Here is a 20,416-nt window from a genome sequence, read left to right on the forward strand (position 1 = left end):
TAGTCGGTGAGGCATTTTTCGGCTATCTTAAAATTGTTAGGCAACAACATACTGCCTAATCATCCGGCTACACGTAGCCTTAAAAATCAACAAGCGTTAGGAAAGCACCACCATGGCACAGTGGGATCAATGGTTAAAACACGGCTCTCAACAAAAAGAGAAGTTTAAATCTCGCCACCACGACGATTTTGATGACGATATGTCACACGGTAAAAAAGGCAAAAAACGTCAAAGCAAACGCGCGCACCGACCTCAGCAAGAGGACAGCTACTTCGGTGATGACCGCTAACTGCGTTGATACGTTTGTCGTCAAAATTAAAAAAGGCAATGCGTCGGCGTTGCCTTTTTGTTGCCACTTATCACCGAGACGGTGTTAGGCTTGCATCGTTCGCCAATGGGTATCGAACTCCGTTAATACGGCATGTGTCGTTTGCCACAATGGATTTTGCTTAAGTGTCTGCCAATCAATCGGCGTCCGTACGCGGAGTGCATCTGCCATTGGCACGGATTGAATCGGTAATGCATCTAAAACCGACACCGTACTTGCGCGATCATTACAGATCAGCGTCATATCACACCCTGCATCCAGTGCTGCCTTAGCACGAGAAGGGGCATCACCAAACACATGCGCCCCACCCATGCTTAAGTCATCCGAGAAGATAATCCCTTTAAATCCGAGTTGCTGACGCAAAATATGAGTTAGCCAATAGCGTGAGCCACTGGCAGGCTGTGTATCATGCTGCGGATAGACCACATGCGCAGGCATAACCGCATCCAATAAGCCTTGTTCAATAAACGCTTTAAAAATAGCGAAATCAGACGACTGCAGAATATCACGCGGATCTTCAGGGGTAACTAAATGAGAGTCTTCTAACACAGCACCATGCCCCGGAAAATGCTTCCCGGTCGTTGCCATGCCGGCACGGCGCATACCCATTGAAAAGGCGCTGGCGTATTGCGTCACCACCTGTTGTTCTTCACCGAACGCGCGATCTTTAATGGCGGCACACGCAAAGCCGCGATCAAGCACAGGTGCAAAGCTCAAATCAATCCCATGCGCAATTAACTCGGCGGCCATCAACCATCCAGCTTGCTCAGCCATCTCAGTGGCTGCACCAAGTGCATGATAAGACTGTGCGGCCGGGATCGGCGTAAATGCCTCTCGAAAGCGTTGAACGCGTCCACCTTCTTGATCCACCCCAATTAAGATATCTCGGCCTGCCGCCGCACGAATAGACTGTGTCAGTGCGCGAAGCTGCGCGGAATCGTAATAGTTGCGGGCAAACAAAATCACGCCACCGACGCTCGGATGCGCGAGAATTTCTTTCTCTTCATTATCGATTTGCTCTGCGTGCACATCGAGCCAAACGGGTCCCATTATGTCTCCTTCATCCTGCGTTTATCACAGACGAATAATCAAGCACTTTGCGAGATATCGCAATCTGTTTATACTCGCTGTTTGTGTATACCCATTGCGCATTACTGCTATCGTACCGTCGTCATTATGCAAGGAACAGCCACATGTCATACTCTGGAGCCGATATCTATATTGGTGTCATGTCAGGAACCAGTTTAGATAATATCGATGCCGTCGCTGTCAGGTTTAACCAAGCCGGTCAAGTCGAGTCAATTGCGCGACACAGTGATCCGATACCGCAAGACATCAAAGCCACGGTGATTACGTTAAGCCGAGGTCACCCTGTGTCAGTGACAACGCTCGGTGAGCTCGATCGTCGCTTAGGCGAATGTTATGCCGCGGCGATTAATTCCTTGCTCGAACACGCCGCCTTATTGCCTAAGCATGTCGCCGCGATAGGCTGTCATGGACAAACGGTGTATCACCAGCCAAGTGGGGATTACCCGTTTACCATGCAACTTGGCGACGCCAATGTGATTGCCGCTCGAACCGGTATTACCACTGTTGCCGATTTTCGTCGCAAAGATATGGCGTATGGTGGCCAAGGTGCACCACTGGTGCCCGCATTTCATAACGATTACTTTTCCGATAGCGAACAACCGACTGCGGTGGTCAATATCGGCGGCATCGCCAATGTCTCAATGATATGCCCTGATCGCCCGTTATATGGCTACGACACCGGACCCGGTAACATGCTAATGGATGCGTGGACACAACGACATCGCCATCAAGCCTATGATCGAGATGGTGAATGGGCGGCAAGCTGTGCGCCTTATCAGCCCCTGCTCCAACGGCTACTGTCGGATGCTTACTTTTCTCGCCCTGCGCCCAAAAGCACAGGTCGAGAATATTTTAACCTCGACTGGCTCGACCGTCAGTTGCTCGCGTTTTCGCTCTCCCCCGATCAGGTACAAGCAACACTTTTGGCACTCACCGTTGAGAGTATCGCCATAGCCATACGACCGCTAAAGCGCGGACGCATCTTTGTTTGTGGTGGGGGAGCACATAATCAAACGTTAATGCTCGCGCTGCAACAAGCCATGCCCAACTGGGCAATCGCTCAAACCGATGAAGTCGGGATCCGTTGTGACGATATGGAAGCCATTGCCTTTGCATGGCTTGCTAAACAAACACTCAACCACCAGCCTGGCAACGTCCCTGCCGTGACCGGCGCCAGCCAAGCGTGTTGCTTAGGTGCCATCTATCTACCCTATTAAGGAACATCAATGACAGCCCCCAGCGTCGAGCAACTCAAGCATTTATTATCCGAAACGCGTAATCCCCACACTTACGGACTCGATCAGCAAGATACACTTGGCTTGGTGACCATGATTAATGCCGAAGACCAAGGCGTCGCACTTGCAGTCCAATCACAACTTCCCGCTATCGCTGACGCTGTCGACCACATCGTAGCCGGGTTTAACGCGGGAGGCCGGCTTATCTATATTGGCGCGGGCACCAGTGGACGCCTGGGTGTATTAGATGCCGTTGAGTGCCCGCCTACTTTCGGGGTCGGACATGAACAGGTAATTGGCCTTATTGCCGGAGGCGAAAAAGCGATGTTTATCGCCCAAGAGGGAGCGGAAGATGATCCAAAGGCAGGTGTCGCGGATCTAGACGCCCAACACCTCAGTTCGAAAGATGTTGTCGTCGGTATTGCCGCCAGTGGCCGAACGCCGTATGTGGTTGGCGCGCTTGAATTTGCTAAGCAACAAGGTGCTGTCACCATCGCCTTATCATGTAACCCCAACGCCACGATCAATTCGCATGCTGATATCGCGATAACGCCCGAGGTCGGCCCAGAAGCGCTTACCGGCTCAACCCGTATGAAGTCTGGCACCGCGCAAAAGTTAGTACTAAACCTATTAACCACTGCCGCCATGGTCAAAATCGGTAAGTGTTATCAAAACTTAATGGTCGATGTAAAAGCCACCAATCAAAAACTGGTGACACGCTCAACCCTGATCGTGATGGAAGCGACAGGTTGTGATGAAGCGACCGCGGTTCAGGCTCTGTCCCATGCCGACGGTGAGGTTAAGGTAGCCATTTTTATGGTGTTAACCGGGCAGGATCCGCATTTAGCAAGAAAGCATATTGAGCAAGCTAAAGGACATTTACGCGATGCACTCGCGATGACGCCACAACGCTGATCCTCATAATATCCGTCGCTCTTGCGAACGATAGCTCATACAAACGATAGCGCTTACAAACGACAGCCTCGCGAACGGTTTACACTTTTTGAGATCCACCTATCCAGATGAAGAGCGCCGATTTCGTTCGCGTATCACTGTACTCGGCTGCGCACTGTCCATACGTTCCACGTACGCTTGGTATTGGCTAAACGGTAAGGGGCGTGAATAGTAGTAGCCCTGCGAAACGTCCACACCATAACGCCGAAGCAAGCTCTCGGCCTCTTCACTCTCAACCCCTTCGGCAACCACCATCACCCCTAACGATCGCGCCATATCGGTGGTTGCACGAACAATACTTTGGTGGCGGCTACTTTTGGGAAGATCTCGCACAAAGCTGCGGTCAATCTTAAGCTCAGTAAAAGGCAATTGAGATAGAAAGTACAAAGACGAATACCCTGTCCCGTAATCATCGATAGAGACTTCAATACCGTTTGCCGATAGATCTGCAATCAACTGCTTGAGCCAATTGTAATCTTCCACCATGATCGATTCGGTCAGTTCGAGTGAAATTAAATTCGTGGGTATATGGTACTCTCGAGCCAGTTCAACCACACGATTGGCTAAATCAGGGATATAGATATCAGACGCACTAATGTTGACCGAAAGCCGACGACAGTGGCCACGGTTAATAAGCTGCGCTTGCTGCTGAAAAGCACGCTTAATCACCCAAAGGGTAAGACTATTAATAATCCCGACATCCTCGGCCATTCGTACAAACACCTCAGGCGATATCTGGCCATACTCTGGGTGCGTCCAACGTGCCAGCACCTCTGAGCCATGGATAGAGCCTGTGCGTAAATCAATTTGCGGTTGGTGATAGAGATCCAACCCATCATTCTCAATCGCATCTCTCAAATCCGTGACGAGCGAGACATGTAGCTGATGGTGTCGCTGCTCATGAGAATTAAAGTGCGCATAGCTGCCAACAAAAGGACGGTGCTGGTCAATGGCATTTAACGCTCGGCTAATAAGTAATCCTGGATGCTCACCATCGGTTGGATAGTGACAAACACCGATACGCACATTGACTTGCGTAACAAAGGATCCCACGCATAAATCACCATTTAAGCTATCAACTACAGCAGTTAGCACCTGGTCACACGTCTTGCGATCCACATCCTCAATTAAAAAAGCAAACACCCCTTCTTTTAGGCAGCCCAGGCGGTGGCTGGGCATATCACTGTCCGTTTTGATCGCTTGTACCGGCTGAACCGCTAAGGTGTCATTCATACGTGCAGCAATCGCATTGATATATTCATCGCGTGCACTTTCATCTAGGTAAGGCAATAAATTGTTATAGTTATCAATCGATAAACAGCACAAATTGAAATTGTTGTTGCGGCTAATGAGGTCGCTGATCACCATGTGCAATACGTTGTTATTAGGAAGACAACTCAAGGTATCATGAGTCAGCGCTCGCATTTCCTGCATCCTTTGAAAACGAAACCGCTCGGCAAGCGCCAGAGAAAATAGAATCATGGTTAGCGCAAGCGCGAGCATCAAGACATAACTTGACAACAGAGTGTACTCAATGTAATTCAGCATCAGTGCGTAGAATGTCAGTCCGCCAGCCATTGCGGGTAGCCAACACAAAATAAATAGAAACAACCAGTATTTACTCGGCTGCCATTGCTGCCACAAGTAATAAATAATCACTCCGTAGACTGGGATTTGCGCAATGAGAACAAAAGAGGCAGACATATAAGCCGGCGTAATAAAGCTCAGTAATGCGAGACCGAGCAGCCCACCCGTCGTGATTAAAAATAGAGATCGCGCGCGTTGATGAATAGGACTACGCGTAAAATCTAAGAAAAAATAGGTAAACCATAACCCGACCGTTAATAAACAAACAGTGAGTGCCACCAAGTGATTACTGATAAATATCTGGACAAAATCAGGGACAAAGTAACGACTAAAGCCATGATTCACACTCACCACTAACGCACTCAACACAGTTGCAAACACATAAATTAAGTACACGCGCTGCCGACTGTATACATAGACACCGGCGCTATAGAGTGCCATCAGCATGGCAAAACTCACAAATCCGCCCCATACCAAATGCAGCGATTTGGCGAAATGGTCATAGTGCTCATGGTCCATCACCCATAGTGGCATGGTTGCCATATCTCGTGACGTCACTTTGATCAAAAGCTGATTGGTATGATCGGGAAGCAAGGTCACGGGCACAGAGGACGGCAAGGGCAAGCGGTTCAGTCTTTCTGGTGTAATATCGCCAGCTTTTACACGCGAGCGAATCTGTTCACCATCGAGGACGTGATAAGCATCAAGATAATCAATCGAAGGGTTATCAGTGATCACATGTATCGGCCGCTCAGTGAGGCCCGTATAGTCAAAGCCGATGTTGATCCAGTACGTTTGGTAAGCTAATTTCCATGGAATGTGGTTTGGCCCTGACACCGACGTGAAAGGGGCATGTGCCATCACATAATCCAGTGATAGCTCGTTCGTCTCGTCAACAAAGTAACTATAGTTTACGTCAAGAAGAGGCTGCTCTTCGGTCGTACCCTCACTGAGATCAGCAATCCACACCCCGAACGTACTCAAGGCGAGTAATGCGAGCAATGTCGCCCCCCAGATCAGGGGTTGTCGTGATTGTAGTGCGTGCATCAAGCCACACTCCCTTAGCCAAAGACAAGCTCGTCATCATGCTATTTTTCTACGTAGCCGCGAGTCTCTTCTACACAGCCGCTAGTAGTTTTGTTTGAACGAGCACTAATAAACTTAGATAGCAATGGCTACTTTTTCAAACAGAGCACGCCACGCATTCTCGTTTGCTCGCGATTTCAACGATATTCTCGTCAATCGATAACCGAGCACCGTAACAGCTTATGAACATTGGTATCGCGACAGAACATTTGTTCGTTTTGTATAACAGGCGTATACTGGTAAGCATTGCATTCATCGTGCCTTTAAACGCAACCTAAGGTACCGTTCAGTCGCGAGACCATCGAGCATGAGCATATCAACGCCCCCTGATCACTATCACGAAGACACCGACTTATTAACTGAAATCGCCATTTTGTACTATCAACAAAGCGCGACTCAGGAAGAAATTGCTCGCAAATATAAAATCAGCCGCCCCAAAGTAAGCCGTCTTTTACGTAAAGCACGTGAAGAAGGTATTGTGGAAATCACGGTCAAATTCCATCCCGTACACAGTGCCCAGCTCGAACAGCGATTGATGGCCAGGTTTAACCTTAAACGCGCCTTAATTTCACTCGACCAACCGAGCGCCGAAGAACAACGTACACAAGTCGCGACCTTGGTATCCTCTTATCTTGACGGTAACCTTAACGATGGCATGGTGGTTGCGGTGGGCCAAGGTCAAAATGTCGCAGCGGTCGCCGATCACCCGGGGGTTGTCTCGCATCGTCAAGCCCGGTTTGTTTGCGCAATAGGCGGCACACACCGCAGCGGTGACGCGTTTAATGCCGATCATATCTGTCGACGATTAGCCAAAAAGTTTGGGGGGAGCAGTGAAACCCTATACGCCCCAGCGTATGTGGATAATGAGTCGATTCAACAGGTGTTCGTGTCCCATCCGAATATCAGTGAAACCTTGAACCAGGCCAGAAAAGCAGAGTTTGCACTGGTCGGCATTGGCGATATGGATGAGAATAGTCATATGGTCAAATTGGGTTGCTTTACCGCACGCGAGTTTGTTGAAGCACGGGTGAATCATGGTATTGTCGGAGACATCGGCGGTTTTGATTTCTTCCGACTTGACGGACAACCCACGGATAACCTGATGCGTGGTCGTGTGGTTGGACTGGCGATGCCAGATTTGGCACGTATTCCGAGTGTTATTGCCATGGCGAGCGAGAGCCGCAAAGCCTTATCGATACTCGGTGCGCTGAGAACGGGCGTTATCGATGTACTCGCGACCAGTGCAAGCTGCGCAATGGCTCTGCTGAATATGTCGGAGCCTGCACCTGATGAAAGCGTGTTCACATTTCAACAGGATGAGTAAATTCGTGACAAAAGAGTGAGAGGTAACTCTCTTTATATCGCAATACAATTGACAAGTGGCGTAAAAAACTCAAAGATCGTCACATCATTTGCTCAGACGCGTTGCATCTGTTCATATTCAGATCAAGCGTTAGCACGTAACTCGGCGTCTGGGCCTACCACGTAAAGAAGGTGAGTGAAGATGAGCAACAAACTGGACCAACTCCGAGCCCTAACCACCGTTGTCGCAGACACAGGCGATATCGAAGCGATTAAAAAGTACCAACCGCAAGACGCAACCACCAACCCTTCGCTGATCCTGAAAGCCGCGCAAATCAAAGAGTATGCGACATTGATTGATGAAGCGATTGCGTATGCGAAATCACACAGCAGTGATGCCGACCAACAAATCGCCGATACCTGTGACCGCCTCGCAGTGAACATCGGTAAAGAAATTCTTAATGTCATTCCTGGTCGCATCTCCACAGAAGTCGATGCCCGCTTATCCTATGACACCGACGCAAGCGTTGCTAAAGCACGTAAGCTGATCAGCATGTACAACGAAGCGGGGATCAGCAACGATCGTATCCTGATCAAACTGGCTTCAACCTGGGAAGGCATTCGTGCCGCTGAAATCCTGGAAAAAGAAGGGATCAATTGTAACCTGACGCTATTATTCTCGTTCGCACAAGCACGTGCCTGCGCAGAAGCCGGCGCTTACCTGATTTCACCGTTTGTTGGCCGTATTATGGATTGGTACAAAGCCAAAGAAGGCCGTGATTTTGAGCCTGCAGAAGACCCAGGCGTGAAGTCCGTTACCACCATTTACAACTACTACAAAGCACACGGCTACGACACCGTTGTGATGGGCGCAAGCTTCCGCAATGCCGGTGAGATCCTAGAATTAGCCGGCTGTGACCGCCTCACGATCAGCCCACAATTGTTGCAAGAGCTAAGCGATGCTGAAGGCGATATTCCTGTGAAGCTAAAAGACACAGGCGCCACCGAGCAACGCCCAGCAGCAATGACCCATGCGGAATTCTTGTGGGAACACAACCAAGATCCGATGGCCATCGAAAAACTTGCTGAAGGCATCCGAAACTTCGCGGTCGATCAAGGTAAACTTGAAGACATGATTCGCGAACAACTGTGATCCAACCCAAAGCGTGATTTAACACAATAAAAGCGGTTTAGGCCGCTTTTATGATATCGTTTTCTCTTATTTCACCTGTTCAACCTGTAGGTAAACACATGGAACGCAAAATGTTAGCCAACGCCATCCGCGCCCTTGCGATGGACGGTGTTCAAAAAGCCAAATCTGGTCACCCAGGCGCCCCAATGGGCATGGCCGATATCGCCGAAGTATTGTGGCGTGACCACATGAATCACAACCCGCAAAACCCAGATTGGGCTAACCGTGATCGCTTTGTGCTCTCAAACGGCCACGGCTCAATGCTGATCTATTCATTGTTGCACCTGACTGGCTACGATCTTGCTATCGACGATCTGAAGCAGTTCCGTCAATTGCACTCGAATACCCCAGGCCACCCTGAATATGGCTATGCACCGGGTATTGAAACCACCACTGGCCCACTCGGCCAAGGGATTACCAACGCCGTCGGTATGGCCGTTGCTGAAAAAGCACTGGCAGCACAATTTAACCGTGACGGTCACAACATCGTCGATCACCACACCTACGCATTCTTGGGTGATGGCTGCTTGATGGAAGGCATCTCTCACGAATCGTGCTCACTGGCGGGCACGCTAGGTCTCGGTAAATTGATCGCATTCTGGGATGACAACGGCATCTCAATCGACGGTCACGTTGAGGGTTGGTTCTCTGACGACACCGCTAAGCGTTTTGAATCTTACGGTTGGCATGTGATCCCCGCTGTCGATGGCCACGATGCGGATGCGATTCAAGCTGCATTGAGCGCTGCGAAAGCCGAAACCGGCAAACCGACGCTGATCTGCACCAAAACCACCATCGGTTATGGCTCGCCAAATAAATCAGGCAGCCACGATTGTCACGGCGCGCCGCTGGGTGATGACGAAGTACAAGCCGCACGTGAATTCCTAGGTTGGGAACACGCGCCTTTCGAGATCCCACAAGACATCTATGCACAGTGGGACGCCAAAGAAGCCGGCGCAGCTAAAGAAGCCGCTTGGAACGAGCAGTTTGCCGCATATCAAGCACAATACCCTGAGCTTGCCGCCGAGTTTACCCGTCGTATGAACGGTGAACTGCCAAGCAACTGGGACAGCGAAACTCAAAAACTGATTGCGGATCTGCAAGCCAATCCAGCTAAGATCGCATCACGTAAAGCGTCGCAAAACGTCTTAGAAGCGTTCGGCAAACTGCTACCAGAACTGCTCGGTGGCTCAGCCGACTTGGCACCGTCTAACTTGACCATGTGGTCAGGCTCGAAAGCGATCACCGCAGACGACGCGAGCGGCAACTACCTGCACTATGGTGTGCGCGAGTTCGGGATGACCGCCATCATCAACGGTATTGCCCTGCACGGCGGGTTTGTTCCTTACGGGGCGACCTTCCTGATTTTCATGGAGTATGCACGTAATGCCATGCGCATGGCGGCACTGATGAAAACGCAGAACATTCAGGTTTACACCCACGACTCAATTGGCTTGGGTGAAGATGGCCCAACTCACCAGCCGGTCGAGCAAATGGCTAACCTGCGCCAAACGCCGAACATGAGCACCTGGCGCCCTTGTGACCAAGTCGAATCGGCAGTAGCGTGGAAAGCCGCGGTAGAGCGTAAAGACGGCCCAAGTGCGCTGATCTTCTCGCGTCAAGGCCTGGCTCAGCAAGCGCGCGACGAGACCCAATTGGCGAACGTTGCCAAAGGCGGTTATATCCTCAAAGACTGTGCAGGCAAACCTGACCTGATCTTTATTGCGACTGGCTCTGAAGTAGAGCTGGCTGTTGAATCAGCTGCTCAGCTAAGCGAAGCAGGCAAACAAGTCCGTGTGGTCTCTATGCCAAGCACTGACTTGTTTGATAAGCAAGACGCCGCTTATCGCGAGTCGGTATTGCCATCAGACGTCACCGCTCGTATTGCCATTGAAGCGGGTATTGCTGACTACTGGTACAAGTACGTTGGCCTAGACGGTCGCGTCGTCGGGATGACCACCTTCGGTGAATCCGCGCCCGCTGACGAGCTGTTCAAAATGTTCGGCTTCACGGTTGAAAACGTGGTTAACACTGCAGAAGAGCTGCTGTCTTAACAGCACACTGATTGCACGTTAACCCTGCTAAGGCCAGTCAACGATGACTGGCCTTTTTTTGTCCAAATGAACATCATCGCTTTACAAGTGAACAGATTGCTGTACGGTGGTCACAGCTCTGGAACACGGAGCGTCAATGATTCATCAAGTAAAAGGCAACATAAGCTGCACTATTATCTGTATTATAGAGTTTCTAACGTTACCCGCTTTCGCTTCTAGACATGTCATCGACTCCGTTCAAAGCTATCCTAATTTTTGTAATTTAAGAGAGAATGATTATGTCTAATCAAGCAACTGGTATCGTCAAATGGTTTAACGAAGAAAAAGGGTTTGGTTTTATCACCCGCGAAAATGGCGAAAAGGACGTGTTTGTCCACTTCCGCGCTATCGTTGGTGACGGTTTTAAAACCCTGACTGAAGGTCAACAAGTTAACTTCACCGTTGAACAAGGCCAAAAAGGCCCACAGGCCTCTGAAGTTTCTGTCGCATAAGAAATCAGACCTGATTGATAAGGGGCGCTTAGGCGTCCTTTTTTTTTCATCTCAATTTGGCTATCCTACCGAATCACAAGCAAAAATTGCTTTGTTTTCCCCGCAAACATAGAACACCTGAAAATTAAATATCATAAAGGCTTTACATGTGGGTGGATTGCTGTATTGTGGTGTCAGCTCTGGAACACGGAGCGTCAATGATTCATCAAGTAAAAGTCAACATAAGCTGCGCTATTATCAATATTATAGAGTTTCTAACGTTACCTACTTTCGCTTCTAGACATGTCATCGACTCCGTTCAAAGCTATCCTATTTTTAGTAATTTAAGAGAGAATGATTATGTCTAATCAAGCAACTGGTATCGTAAAGTGGTTTAACGAAGAGAAAGGTTTCGGTTTCATTACTCGTGACAACGGTGAAAAGGACGTGTTTGTACACTTCCGTGCTATCGTTGGTGACGGTTTCAAAACCCTAACTGAAGGCCAACGTGTGAACTTCACCGTTGAGCAAGGCCAAAAAGGCCCACAGGCGTCTGACGTTTCTGTAGCATAAGAAACCGAGTCTGATTGATAAAGGGCGCCTAGGCGTCCTTTTTTTGTGTCTATGATTCGGGAATAGCCCGTATATCGACACAAAACCAAAAGCCCCAGCCATTTGGCATACTGCCTGGCTGGGGCTTTTTGTTAGTTAGTTTTTGTTAGCTCTTCTGCATTTGTTGACGCTTTTTCAAAAAGGTCAGCCAGCTTTCTACTGCATCATCCGGCGCAATCTGTTTGGCAAGACGCGCTTGTTTCAGTGCCTGCTCATACTGCTTCAGCTTGTAGTGAGCTTGGACTTTTGCCAACGCAATATCTTTGTCCGAGGCGCCTTTATCAGCATGCTCAAGCGAAGTAAGCGCTTGCTGATACTCACCTTGTTGGATCTGCATTAACGCGAGTTGCCAGTGGTATTGGCTGTCTTTTTTCACCGCCTGTTTCCATGCCCCGATCGCTTGTGGCCATTCCCGAGCCTGCTGCCAAAGGCTTGCCTGTTGCGCCAGCGTTTGCGCATCTTGCTCTGAGGCGGGTAAACGTTTTAGCCATTGCGCCGCACGCTCTGGCACGCCCTCATTGGCATAGAGCTGGGCAACCGTACGCTGTTCGCTTGGCTCAAGGGTAATGCCTTGGCGCTGCGCCAGTAAGTAAGTGCTAATTGCCTCTTTTGGCTGTTGCAATCGCACATAGTTTCCGGCCAGTTGACGCCACCACTGCTTATTGTCAGGCTCGCGCTTAATCAACGCTTTCAGCGTCGGTGTGGCACCACGCCATTGCTCAAGCTGAAGCTGAGCCCCTAATTTAAGTGATAAGGCCGATACACTGGCAGTGCTTGTGACCACACCTTGATAATCGGGATACGCCTTTAATACCTGGCTCCACTGTTCGCGCTGATAATGTGCCTGCATAATGCGCAGCCACACATCTTCACTTTGATCCGCCTTTTCTTTGGGGATCGCGCGAGCCAACGGGTAGTAATATTGCAGCGCCGACGCATACTGGCCATCGATCAGCAATAAATCGGCTAACATGCGCTTGGTTTGCCACGCTTGTGCATCTTGCAGCTGCTCACTGTCCACCGCACGCTGAATATGCACAATGGCTTGGTCATTATTGCCATATTGCCAATAAAACACCCCTAATGAGCGATCCACAAACGCTTTGTCATACGCCCGACTGACACTCAAATTATCGAGCAGCGCAATGGCTTCACCCAGTTTTGCATCTTGCTCAAGGGTTTGTGCTTTTTCAATCGCGCGTGCCACCGATGGCGAAAGCTGCGCGGCAGCAGGCACCGACATCAATAGCAACGCGCCAATAAATAGTCTTTTCCACATCAGCGTAAATTAAACTCCAATTTGACCTGTTGCCCGGGTTGCGCCACCGCATTACCATCGACCACTTTCGGCTCGTATTTCCACTTCCGTAGGGCACGTAATGCCTCACGTTCAAACACACGCGGTGGATTGGCATCGACCACTGTTAAATCTTGCGGGCGACCCGATGGAGCAATGGTAAAACGCACCACCACATAGCCTTCTAAGTTTCGGCGCATTGCACGCGGCGGGTAATTGGGCTCCACCCGGAACAATGGCATCGCTTGTTGGTTATTGGGGCCGGTATTCAGATTTAGCTCACCCAATGAAGGCGCTTGTACCATCACCCCTTGGATCCCACTTTGCAGATCCAAATTAGGCATATCAGGCTGTGGTGATGAGGTAGACTGCGATTGCGTCTGCGTCACCGGCGTGGGTGTGTCAGGCACTTCGGGCGGTTTAGGCCGCTCTGGCACAGTCCGCTGGCGACGCTGCACCTCGGTATCCGGCTCTTGCATAAAAATATCGATGCGCGTTGACGACGATGTTTCCTGCGGACGTTGACTGCTATGACCTACCATCAATGCCATCAACATAAAAAGCCCTAAAGTAAACACCAACGCCACCGGCATTGAAATCAACCATCGCTTCATTGCGGTGACTCCGTTGCCAACGCAATACTGCCAATACCCGCCCCTTTTGCCGCATCCATTACCTTGACGACCGTGCCATTATACGCCAGTTCATCAGCCTGAATCACCAAAGACGCATCCGGTTTATCCAGCAATAAGTGCTCTAGCGTGGCTTCAACACGCTCAACATCCACGAGACGTTTATCGATATAGATCTCGTTAGAGGCCGTCACCGCAATAAATATACCGGCCTCTTTCTGACTGGTGGCGTGACTCGCTTCTGGACGGTTCACTTCAACGCCTGACTCGCGCACAAATGAGCTGGTGACAATAAAAAAGATCAACATGATGAACACAATGTCCAACATGGAGGTTAAATCAACTTGCGCTTCTTCGCGCTGTTTTTGGGCTCGAATCAATCGCATTACTGACTCCGAAGCGCCTGCTCGAGCGCAATTTCGCGGCGCTGACAGGCTTTAACTAAACGAGCATGGGCAAACATCCCAGCTAAGGCCGCAACCATTCCCGCCATGGTGGGTAAGGTTGCCATGGAGATCCCTGATGCCATCAAACGTGGGTCGCTAGTGCCTTGACTTGCCATCACATCAAACACAGAGATCATACCGGTCACCGTGCCAAGCAATCCGAGCATCGGACAAATCGCCACCAAGGCTTTAATAAATCCTAAATAGCGCCCCAACTCTTGCTGGGCTTGAAACAAGACCCCTTGACGAATGGCTCGGGCATACCAAGAGCGCTGATCGGCGCGCGCCTGCCAAGCACGCACCCATGCATCACGCTGTGCGGGAAAGCGAGAGAACAAATACAACAGCCGTTCAATCACCAGCAACCAACACACAAACACGACCGCCCCGAGCCACCACAACACCGGGCCACCTTCCGCCATAAAGTGGCGCAAGGTGCTCCCCAAGTCTTGCTGATTCAGCTGTGAGAATAACTCGACGTCTATCATGCCGTTGGTCCGATTGCCGCCTGATTGTCTGTGGTTTCCGCTTGCTCGGCGACTAAACTAATGCTTTGTTTTTCGAGCATGCCGCGAATATGGTCCGCCTGCCCGCTGAGAATATTATGCGCCAACAGCAAGGGAATCGCCGCAATCAGACCCAATACCGTGGTCACCAGGGCCATTGAGATCCCATCGGCCATGACTTTCGGATCACCATTACCAAACTGGGTGATCACCTGGAAGGTTTCGATCATCCCTGTCACCGTCCCCAACAGGCCTAGCATAGGGGCAAGCGCCGCCAAGAGTTTGAGCATCGACAGGCCTTTTTCACAGCCGTGCTGCTCATCGACCACCGCTTCAAGTAAGCGTAATTCGAGCGATTCGACATCACGCTGGGGCGCATCGTGATAGACCTTAAGCACACGGCCAAGCGGGTTATCTTCGGGGGTGTCTGGGTGCTTCAATTGGCGATGCATTTTGGCATGAATCGACAGCAACACTGCCCCGCGGTATAGCGCAATGAGCAAGCCGACGGCCAACAAGGTGGCAATCACTTTGGCAACAAAGCCGCCTTGTGCGAAGCGATCGCCCAGGCTCGGCGCGTTTTCTAGCTGGCCGAGCAACGTGCCACGGGCCGGATCAATCAGTACCGTCTCACCCACGGAAGACACCGCTTGCTCAAGGGTTGACGTGGTTAACGTATTGTCCGGTTGGGCGCGATACGGCACGGCGACTTGGCGATCGGTTTGCCAATTTAGGTAACCTTGATCATTCACTAAGCCGACGTTGCCCACACGCACCACCGCTTGCTCCGATGCCACACCTTGCGCATTCACTACCGGTAACGACACGGTTTGCAGCTCACCGCTGGTTTGCATTTGGGTCAGCATCCCTTGCCATAGGGCATTGAGCTGCTTGAGTGATGGCAATGTATCGGCCGCGACAATATCCGAGACGGTTTGATTAAATGCCGGCTGAGTGATCGCCACATAGCTGGACACGCCATCGGTTTGAATGGTTTTACTCGCTTGGCGCACCACGCCAAATAGCTCACCTAAACTGCCCGACTCTAAGCGAAGTTTATCTTCCAACGACGCCAATTGCTGCTCGTTGTCACTAAAAGTATCACTGAGTTTTTCGGTTTCCGTCTCCAGCGCATTCCGAGTTGCCTTGAGCTCATCACGCTTTTGGCGCAGCTCACGTTCCGTCATCGTAAATTGTGCTTCACGCGCTTGGTTGTGCTCACGTGCCTGCTGCTGAGCTTGCTCAGTTTGTCCGACCAAATCATCAGCGTGAGTCAAAGGGGCAACTGCGACCAAACAGGCGGCGGCAATCAGGGTTTTCCAGCTCATGATTTCACCCCTTGGTTGGCACTTAATGGCAAAGATAACAACGACGGGGCCACTTGTTTTTGTGCCACCGCAAAGGCCTTATCCACCGCTTCACCGGCGCTAGCATCTAGCTCGACCCAGGTTTCATCACGGGTGCTCCACACCCAATGCTGCTGACCATCGAGGCGACGCGCCACCAGCGACACACGGCCCAGGTGCAAGACATCCACTTGATGATCGCGGCCGTTAAGCGCAATGGTATCTTGGTAGGCATCGAGTTTGCTGCCGTAATCACGCTCTATCTGATATGCCTCAAGAATACGACGGAATTTTTCTGAGTCCGCCACATCGGCGCGGCCCATCATCGCCTTCAGTTTTTCAACACGTGCTTGGCGTTGATCGGCTTTGAGCGGAATATCGTTAGCAAGCCACTGCTCGAGCCCGCCGAGCATGCGATACATCAACGGCACAATGCCTTGACGCGTCTCTTTGATCTCGGTGATTTGATCGCGCAGGCTTTGTGCTTCTGCCTGTTGGTTGCTGACTAAGTTTTGTAAGTGATCGCGGTAGATTTCGAGGTTACTGATTTGCGCCTGGATTTGTTCAATTTCTTGGCGCATGGCTAAACTGCTGTCCGCGCGGCGGTTAATACGAGATTGCGACTGAGCCGCTTCTTGGGTGGTGTTACCCTCGATGGCTTGCGCCTGTTCGAGCTGATCCGCACTGGCAACGGGCGTCAGCGCCAAACAAGCGGCCACTCCCCAAGCAAGGCGAAAAGAAGACGATTTTATCATGGTGATATCTGCAAACATGCTTAATGACAGGGCTTTCGCCCCAAACAAAAGTGAGAATAGTTTCTATTTGCGTGTAATGTACCGAGTTTGGCGGAAAAGATCTAGCATAGCAGTAAAGGAGCTCGGAGAATATTGCGGCTTATCCGTAAATGACAACGTATATCTATTGACTATATACAAAAACCATTTAGAGTGTATATTAAATAGATACACAGGATGGTGTTATGGCTACAAAAACAGCGCCAATCAACATGCGGGTACAGCCATCGGTAAGAGACATTATCGATGCTGCGGCAAGTTTGAAAAAAGTCGATAGAACCGTATTCATTCAGCAAGCAGCGCTTAATGAAGCGCATAGCATACTGGCCGAACAACGGGATTTTGTCCTTGAAGCAAAGGCGTTTGAAGCTTTCGACAACGAACTTCGTGCAGAGCCGCGAGCGCTTGAAGGCGTGAAGGATCTGTTCAATAGGAAAGCGCCTTGGGAATAAGTGCCCCCACACTACTGACTGATGAGCACCAGATTAATGCCTTTCAATGTGGTATTAAAGCACTCGATACATGGTTAAGAAAACAGGCGTTAAAGAGCCAAAAGCGCGGAACCGCGAGAGTGTATGTTGCCAATGACACAGCAGCCCACCAAGTGATTGGGTACTATGCCATTGCCATGGGTTCAGTATCGAGAGAGCACGCATGTAGCTCACTACGGAGAAATAGCCCTGACCCGATTCCTATGGTGATTTTAGCAAGGCTTGGGGTGGATAACGCCTATCAAGGTCAAGGCATTGCAGCCGGTCTTTTAAAAGATTGTATCATTCGCTCAATACAAGCAATGAACGCTGTTGGTGGCGCGGGCATTTTAGTTCATGCCATTGATACCAGTGCGCAAACGTTCTACAAAAAATTTGGCTTCAAAGAGTCAACGTTTGACCCTTTAGTACTCATGGCACGCATCTGTGATATCGAAAAATCATTGTCCATAGACTGAGGTGATGACTCGCTGCCATGATTCAAACTCCTTATGCATTGTCACGCCAGAGAGTAGGAACGAGTGATCAATACGCTGTTTTTTCCGAGGTGTTTTCTCTCGTTCCCACGCTCCTGTGTGGAAGTGCATACCTCGCTACCACTCACGACAAACCGCCAGTAACCCCGACGCTCCCATGTAATCTCTGGCACTCGAATAACGCCAGTGAGCTGCTTCATCGACATAGCCCCGCTTCACCGGATTTTGATGAATGTAGTCGATTTTCTGCCACATCATGGCGTCGCTTTGTATCAATTCAGGATGCACACCCTCCTGCCAAAACTGATAAGCGCGGTCACCTTTGTGGGCTTTTTTATAAAACGCCAATTGATCCAGAATTTGTTTAACGTTGCGCTCAGCAAGGTATTGAATCAGATTTCTCGCTGTCCATGATTTAAGTCGAGCAATATCATGATCCAATGCCTTACTTTGCAACACTAAATGACAGTGGTTTTCTAACACCACCCAAGCGTATACCTTTAGACCATCCTTGTTTAAAAAACGCAACGAGTCGAGCAAGATATTGACGGTGTCCGGGCGCGTGAATACCGGGATCCAGTGCAGCACGGTCAAGGTGACGAAGTGCGGTAAGTGAGGCTCGGTGATTTTATAGCGGCTTCTCCCCATGATTCACACTCCATATGCATTACCACGCCGGAGCGTGGGAACGAGGTAAAAGATCTAGCCTAGCAGTAAAGGAGATGACCACGCACGCTATTGTCCTCACCATCGCGTGCGCTGTTTTACTATCAATACGTTGTTTTTTCTGAGGTGTTTTTATAGATTTTGCCGTCTTTCATGATCACCACCAAGTGCGCGTCAGGCTCGGCAATCAGGTCAAGATTTTCTAGCGGATTGCCGTCCACGAGGAGAATATCGGCCAATGCGTCTTGCTCAATCACGCCCAATTTACCTTGATATGGGCTGCGATTTCCCGATAAAGCCAGTAGTTCAGCATTGTCCGCCGTTGCCATCGACAACACCTCAGCTGGCGAGTACCACTTTGTCATCGTGGTTAAGATCGCACCTTGATGTTTGGTCATCGCGGGGGTAAATAAAATATCGGTTCCCCAAGCCACCTTGAGCCCATATTGCTTGGCCAGTTTAAAGGCGTTGTTGGTGCCTTTTGCAACTTGTTGTTGCTTTACTTTCGCCTCACCCTGCATCGGGTTCGAGTACTCATTGGCAAGAAAGGCTTGTCCACTTAACCAAATGCCTTTATCTGCCATCATTTGTGCAGTGGCTTCATCCATTAACTGACCATGGTCAATCACCTTAACACCGCCTTTAATCGCGGTTTGAATGGCTTTGGGCGTGTAGGCGTGCACCGTGACATACGTACCCCAGTTTTCCGCCGCATCTACCGCTGCGCGAAATTCTTCTTCCGAGTACTGGGCCACATCAATCGGATCATACGCAGAGGCTACCCCACCCCCCGCGGCGAGTTTAATTTGCGAGGCGCCTAACATCAGTTGCTCGCGGACACGTTTTCTTACCTCTGCTACACCATCCGCTATCACACCCCCATTGGTTGCCTCACCACGGCTTAACCCTGCATTGTTCGCCGCCGGCACCTCATAACGCATCCTAAAATCACCATGCCCGCCGGTTTGAGAGATCATCGCACCCGATGGCCAAATACGCGGCCCAGCTACTATGCCCTCGTCAATGGCTTGCTTAAGACCAAAAACCGGCCCACTGAGATCACGCACGCTGGTGAAGCCACGCATTAAGGTGCGTTCCGCCTCGTGCCCTGCACGCAGGTTAATATACCCGGTGTCAGCGGTGAGCAACTGAGGCACCGAAACCGTCGCCAGCATCGCATGCCAATGTGCATCAATCAGCCCCGGCATTAAAGTACGCCCCGCCCCTTTGATCACCTTTGTGTTCGACGATGGCGTCACATTAATGGGCTCACGCGAGATCTGGGTAATCTTGTTTCCCTCAACCAAGACATGAGCAGGAGCAGAAAGCTGCACGGATGTACCATCAAAAATACGCACATTTTCAAATAAAACATGACTTTTGGGTGGCTCTGACTGCGCCATCACAGATGTCACAACGAGCAAGCTTGCCACCGCCAAATACCGCATTAATCCCACCATCCCACACTCCTTGTTATTCCTTGATAAATTGCGTTTGATCGCACTGTCTATCAAGTTAGTCAACCAGGCTAAAAAGGCCAAACTTTAGGGAGTTATCGCCTTATGCGCTATCTCACGTGGATTGCGGGGGAAGGGGTTTTAACTCGTTCCCACGCTCCTGCGTGGGAATGCCTACCTTGCTACCATTCGCGACAAACCGCCAGCAGCCCCGACGCTCCCTCGTAGTCTCTGGCACTCGAATAACGCCAGTGAGCTGCTTCATCGACATAGCCCCGCTTCACCGGATTTTGATGAATGTAGTCGATTTTCTGCCACATCATGGCGTCGCTTTGTATCAGTTCAGGATGCACACCCTCCTGCCAAAACTGATAAGCGCGGTCACCTTTGTGGGCT

Annotated in this window: 20 protein-coding genes and 1 pseudogene; 10 read left to right on the forward strand and 11 right to left on the reverse strand. The window is 50.3% G+C overall.

Features of this window, described 5'->3' with window-relative positions; all coding sequences use genetic code 11:
- Nucleotides 1–112: 112 nt before the first annotated feature.
- A complete protein-coding gene (locus HLG76_RS05480; RefSeq protein ID WP_158009955.1) occupies nt 113–289 on the forward strand; it encodes a hypothetical protein in 177 nt (58 codons plus the stop codon).
- A gap of 84 nt (nt 290–373) precedes the next feature.
- On the opposite strand, the gene nagZ is transcribed toward HLG76_RS05480, so the two are convergent.
- Nucleotides 374–1,378: a beta-N-acetylhexosaminidase gene (nagZ, locus tag HLG76_RS05485; protein ID WP_175993237.1), complete on the reverse strand. Its 1,005-nt coding sequence runs from the start codon at nt 1,376–1,378 to the stop codon at nt 374–376.
- Nucleotides 1,379–1,521: 143 nt separating this feature from the next.
- On the opposite strand from nagZ, the gene HLG76_RS05490 reads away from it, so the two are divergent.
- On the forward strand, nt 1,522–2,634 hold the full coding sequence (locus HLG76_RS05490; RefSeq protein WP_175993238.1) for an anhydro-N-acetylmuramic acid kinase: 1,113 nt from the start codon (nt 1,522–1,524) through the stop codon (nt 2,632–2,634).
- Nucleotides 2,635–2,643: 9 nt separating this feature from the next.
- Nucleotides 2,644–3,567, forward strand: coding sequence for an N-acetylmuramic acid 6-phosphate etherase (murQ, locus tag HLG76_RS05495; RefSeq protein WP_175993239.1), 924 nt, complete (start codon nt 2,644–2,646; stop codon nt 3,565–3,567).
- Nucleotides 3,568–3,666: 99 nt separating this feature from the next.
- On the opposite strand, the gene HLG76_RS05500 is transcribed toward murQ, so the two are convergent.
- Entirely contained in the window at nt 3,667–6,240 is a 2,574-nt protein-coding gene (locus HLG76_RS05500) for an EAL domain-containing protein (RefSeq protein ID WP_175993240.1), read from the reverse strand.
- A 346-nt stretch (nt 6,241–6,586) separates the two neighbouring features.
- Here HLG76_RS05500 and HLG76_RS05505 point away from each other — a divergent pair, with 346 nt between their 5' ends.
- The 5 genes from HLG76_RS05505 (at nt 6,587) to HLG76_RS05525 (ending at nt 11,870) form a co-directional block, all read left to right on the forward strand.
- A complete protein-coding gene (locus HLG76_RS05505) occupies nt 6,587–7,603 on the forward strand; it encodes a sugar-binding transcriptional regulator (RefSeq protein ID WP_077460847.1) in 1,017 nt (338 codons plus the stop codon).
- A gap of 180 nt (nt 7,604–7,783) precedes the next feature.
- Nucleotides 7,784–8,734: a transaldolase gene (gene tal, locus HLG76_RS05510; RefSeq protein WP_175993241.1), complete on the forward strand. Its 951-nt coding sequence runs from the start codon at nt 7,784–7,786 to the stop codon at nt 8,732–8,734.
- 98 nt (nt 8,735–8,832) lie between these two features.
- A complete protein-coding gene (tkt, locus tag HLG76_RS05515; RefSeq protein WP_077669864.1) occupies nt 8,833–10,827 on the forward strand; it encodes a transketolase in 1,995 nt (664 codons plus the stop codon).
- Nucleotides 10,828–11,105: 278 nt separating this feature from the next.
- Nucleotides 11,106–11,318 (forward strand): cold-shock protein, encoded by a 213-nt coding sequence (locus HLG76_RS05520; RefSeq protein ID WP_077460844.1) that lies wholly within the window; start codon nt 11,106–11,108, stop codon nt 11,316–11,318.
- 339 nt (nt 11,319–11,657) lie between these two features.
- Nucleotides 11,658–11,870, forward strand: coding sequence for a cold-shock protein (locus HLG76_RS05525; protein ID WP_021023787.1), 213 nt, complete (start codon nt 11,658–11,660; stop codon nt 11,868–11,870).
- Between the two features lie 145 nt (nt 11,871–12,015).
- Here HLG76_RS05525 and HLG76_RS05530 read toward each other — a convergent pair whose 3' ends face one another.
- The 6 genes from HLG76_RS05530 to HLG76_RS05555 form a co-directional block, all read right to left on the reverse strand.
- Entirely contained in the window at nt 12,016–13,188 is a 1,173-nt protein-coding gene (locus HLG76_RS05530) for a lipopolysaccharide assembly protein LapB (protein WP_175993242.1), read from the reverse strand.
- Nucleotides 13,188–13,820: an energy transducer TonB gene (locus tag HLG76_RS05535; protein WP_077669863.1), complete on the reverse strand. Its 633-nt coding sequence runs from the start codon at nt 13,818–13,820 to the stop codon at nt 13,188–13,190. Before HLG76_RS05535 ends, HLG76_RS05530 begins: the two co-directional genes overlap by 1 nt.
- A complete protein-coding gene (locus HLG76_RS05540) occupies nt 13,817–14,224 on the reverse strand; it encodes a biopolymer transporter ExbD (protein ID WP_021023790.1) in 408 nt (135 codons plus the stop codon). Before HLG76_RS05540 ends, HLG76_RS05535 begins: the two co-directional genes overlap by 4 nt.
- Nucleotides 14,224–14,706, reverse strand: a complete 483-nt coding sequence (locus HLG76_RS05545; RefSeq protein ID WP_241824069.1) for a MotA/TolQ/ExbB proton channel family protein — start codon at nt 14,704–14,706, stop codon at nt 14,224–14,226. Before HLG76_RS05545 ends, HLG76_RS05540 begins: the two co-directional genes overlap by 1 nt.
- Before the next feature lie 62 nt (nt 14,707–14,768).
- A complete protein-coding gene (locus tag HLG76_RS05550) occupies nt 14,769–16,118 on the reverse strand; it encodes a MotA/TolQ/ExbB proton channel family protein (protein ID WP_175993243.1) in 1,350 nt (449 codons plus the stop codon).
- Nucleotides 16,115–16,891 (reverse strand): DUF3450 domain-containing protein, encoded by a 777-nt coding sequence (locus HLG76_RS05555; RefSeq protein WP_102504963.1) that lies wholly within the window; start codon nt 16,889–16,891, stop codon nt 16,115–16,117. The genes HLG76_RS05550 and HLG76_RS05555 overlap by 4 nt, the downstream gene beginning before the upstream one ends.
- A 224-nt stretch (nt 16,892–17,115) precedes the next feature.
- Here HLG76_RS05555 and HLG76_RS05560 point away from each other — a divergent pair, with 224 nt between their 5' ends.
- Both HLG76_RS05560 and HLG76_RS05565 read left to right on the forward strand, forming a co-directional pair.
- Nucleotides 17,116–17,382: a DUF1778 domain-containing protein gene (locus HLG76_RS05560; RefSeq protein ID WP_021023794.1), complete on the forward strand. Its 267-nt coding sequence runs from the start codon at nt 17,116–17,118 to the stop codon at nt 17,380–17,382.
- The gene (locus HLG76_RS05565; protein ID WP_175993244.1) at nt 17,373–17,879 is read left to right on the forward strand and encodes a GNAT family N-acetyltransferase; all 507 of its coding nucleotides are present in this window, start codon (nt 17,373–17,375) and stop codon (nt 17,877–17,879) included. The genes HLG76_RS05560 and HLG76_RS05565 overlap by 10 nt, the downstream gene beginning before the upstream one ends.
- 135 nt (nt 17,880–18,014) lie before the next feature.
- On the opposite strand, the gene HLG76_RS05570 is transcribed toward HLG76_RS05565, so the two are convergent.
- The 3 genes and pseudogenes from HLG76_RS05570 to HLG76_RS05580 all read right to left on the reverse strand — a co-directional run.
- Nucleotides 18,015–18,545: a transposase gene (locus tag HLG76_RS05570; RefSeq protein WP_175993245.1), complete on the reverse strand. Its 531-nt coding sequence runs from the start codon at nt 18,543–18,545 to the stop codon at nt 18,015–18,017.
- Nucleotides 18,546–18,667: 122 nt separating this feature from the next.
- Nucleotides 18,668–20,023, reverse strand: a complete 1,356-nt coding sequence (locus HLG76_RS05575) for an amidohydrolase family protein (RefSeq protein ID WP_217706493.1) — start codon at nt 20,021–20,023, stop codon at nt 18,668–18,670.
- A 179-nt stretch (nt 20,024–20,202) separates the two neighbouring features.
- Nucleotides 20,203–20,416 (reverse strand): annotated as a pseudogene (locus tag HLG76_RS05580) (hypothetical protein); the annotation flags it as partial.

This window comes from Salinivibrio sp. EAGSL (assembly GCF_013366455.1).
Lineage (GTDB): Bacteria > Pseudomonadota > Gammaproteobacteria > Enterobacterales > Vibrionaceae > Salinivibrio > Salinivibrio costicola.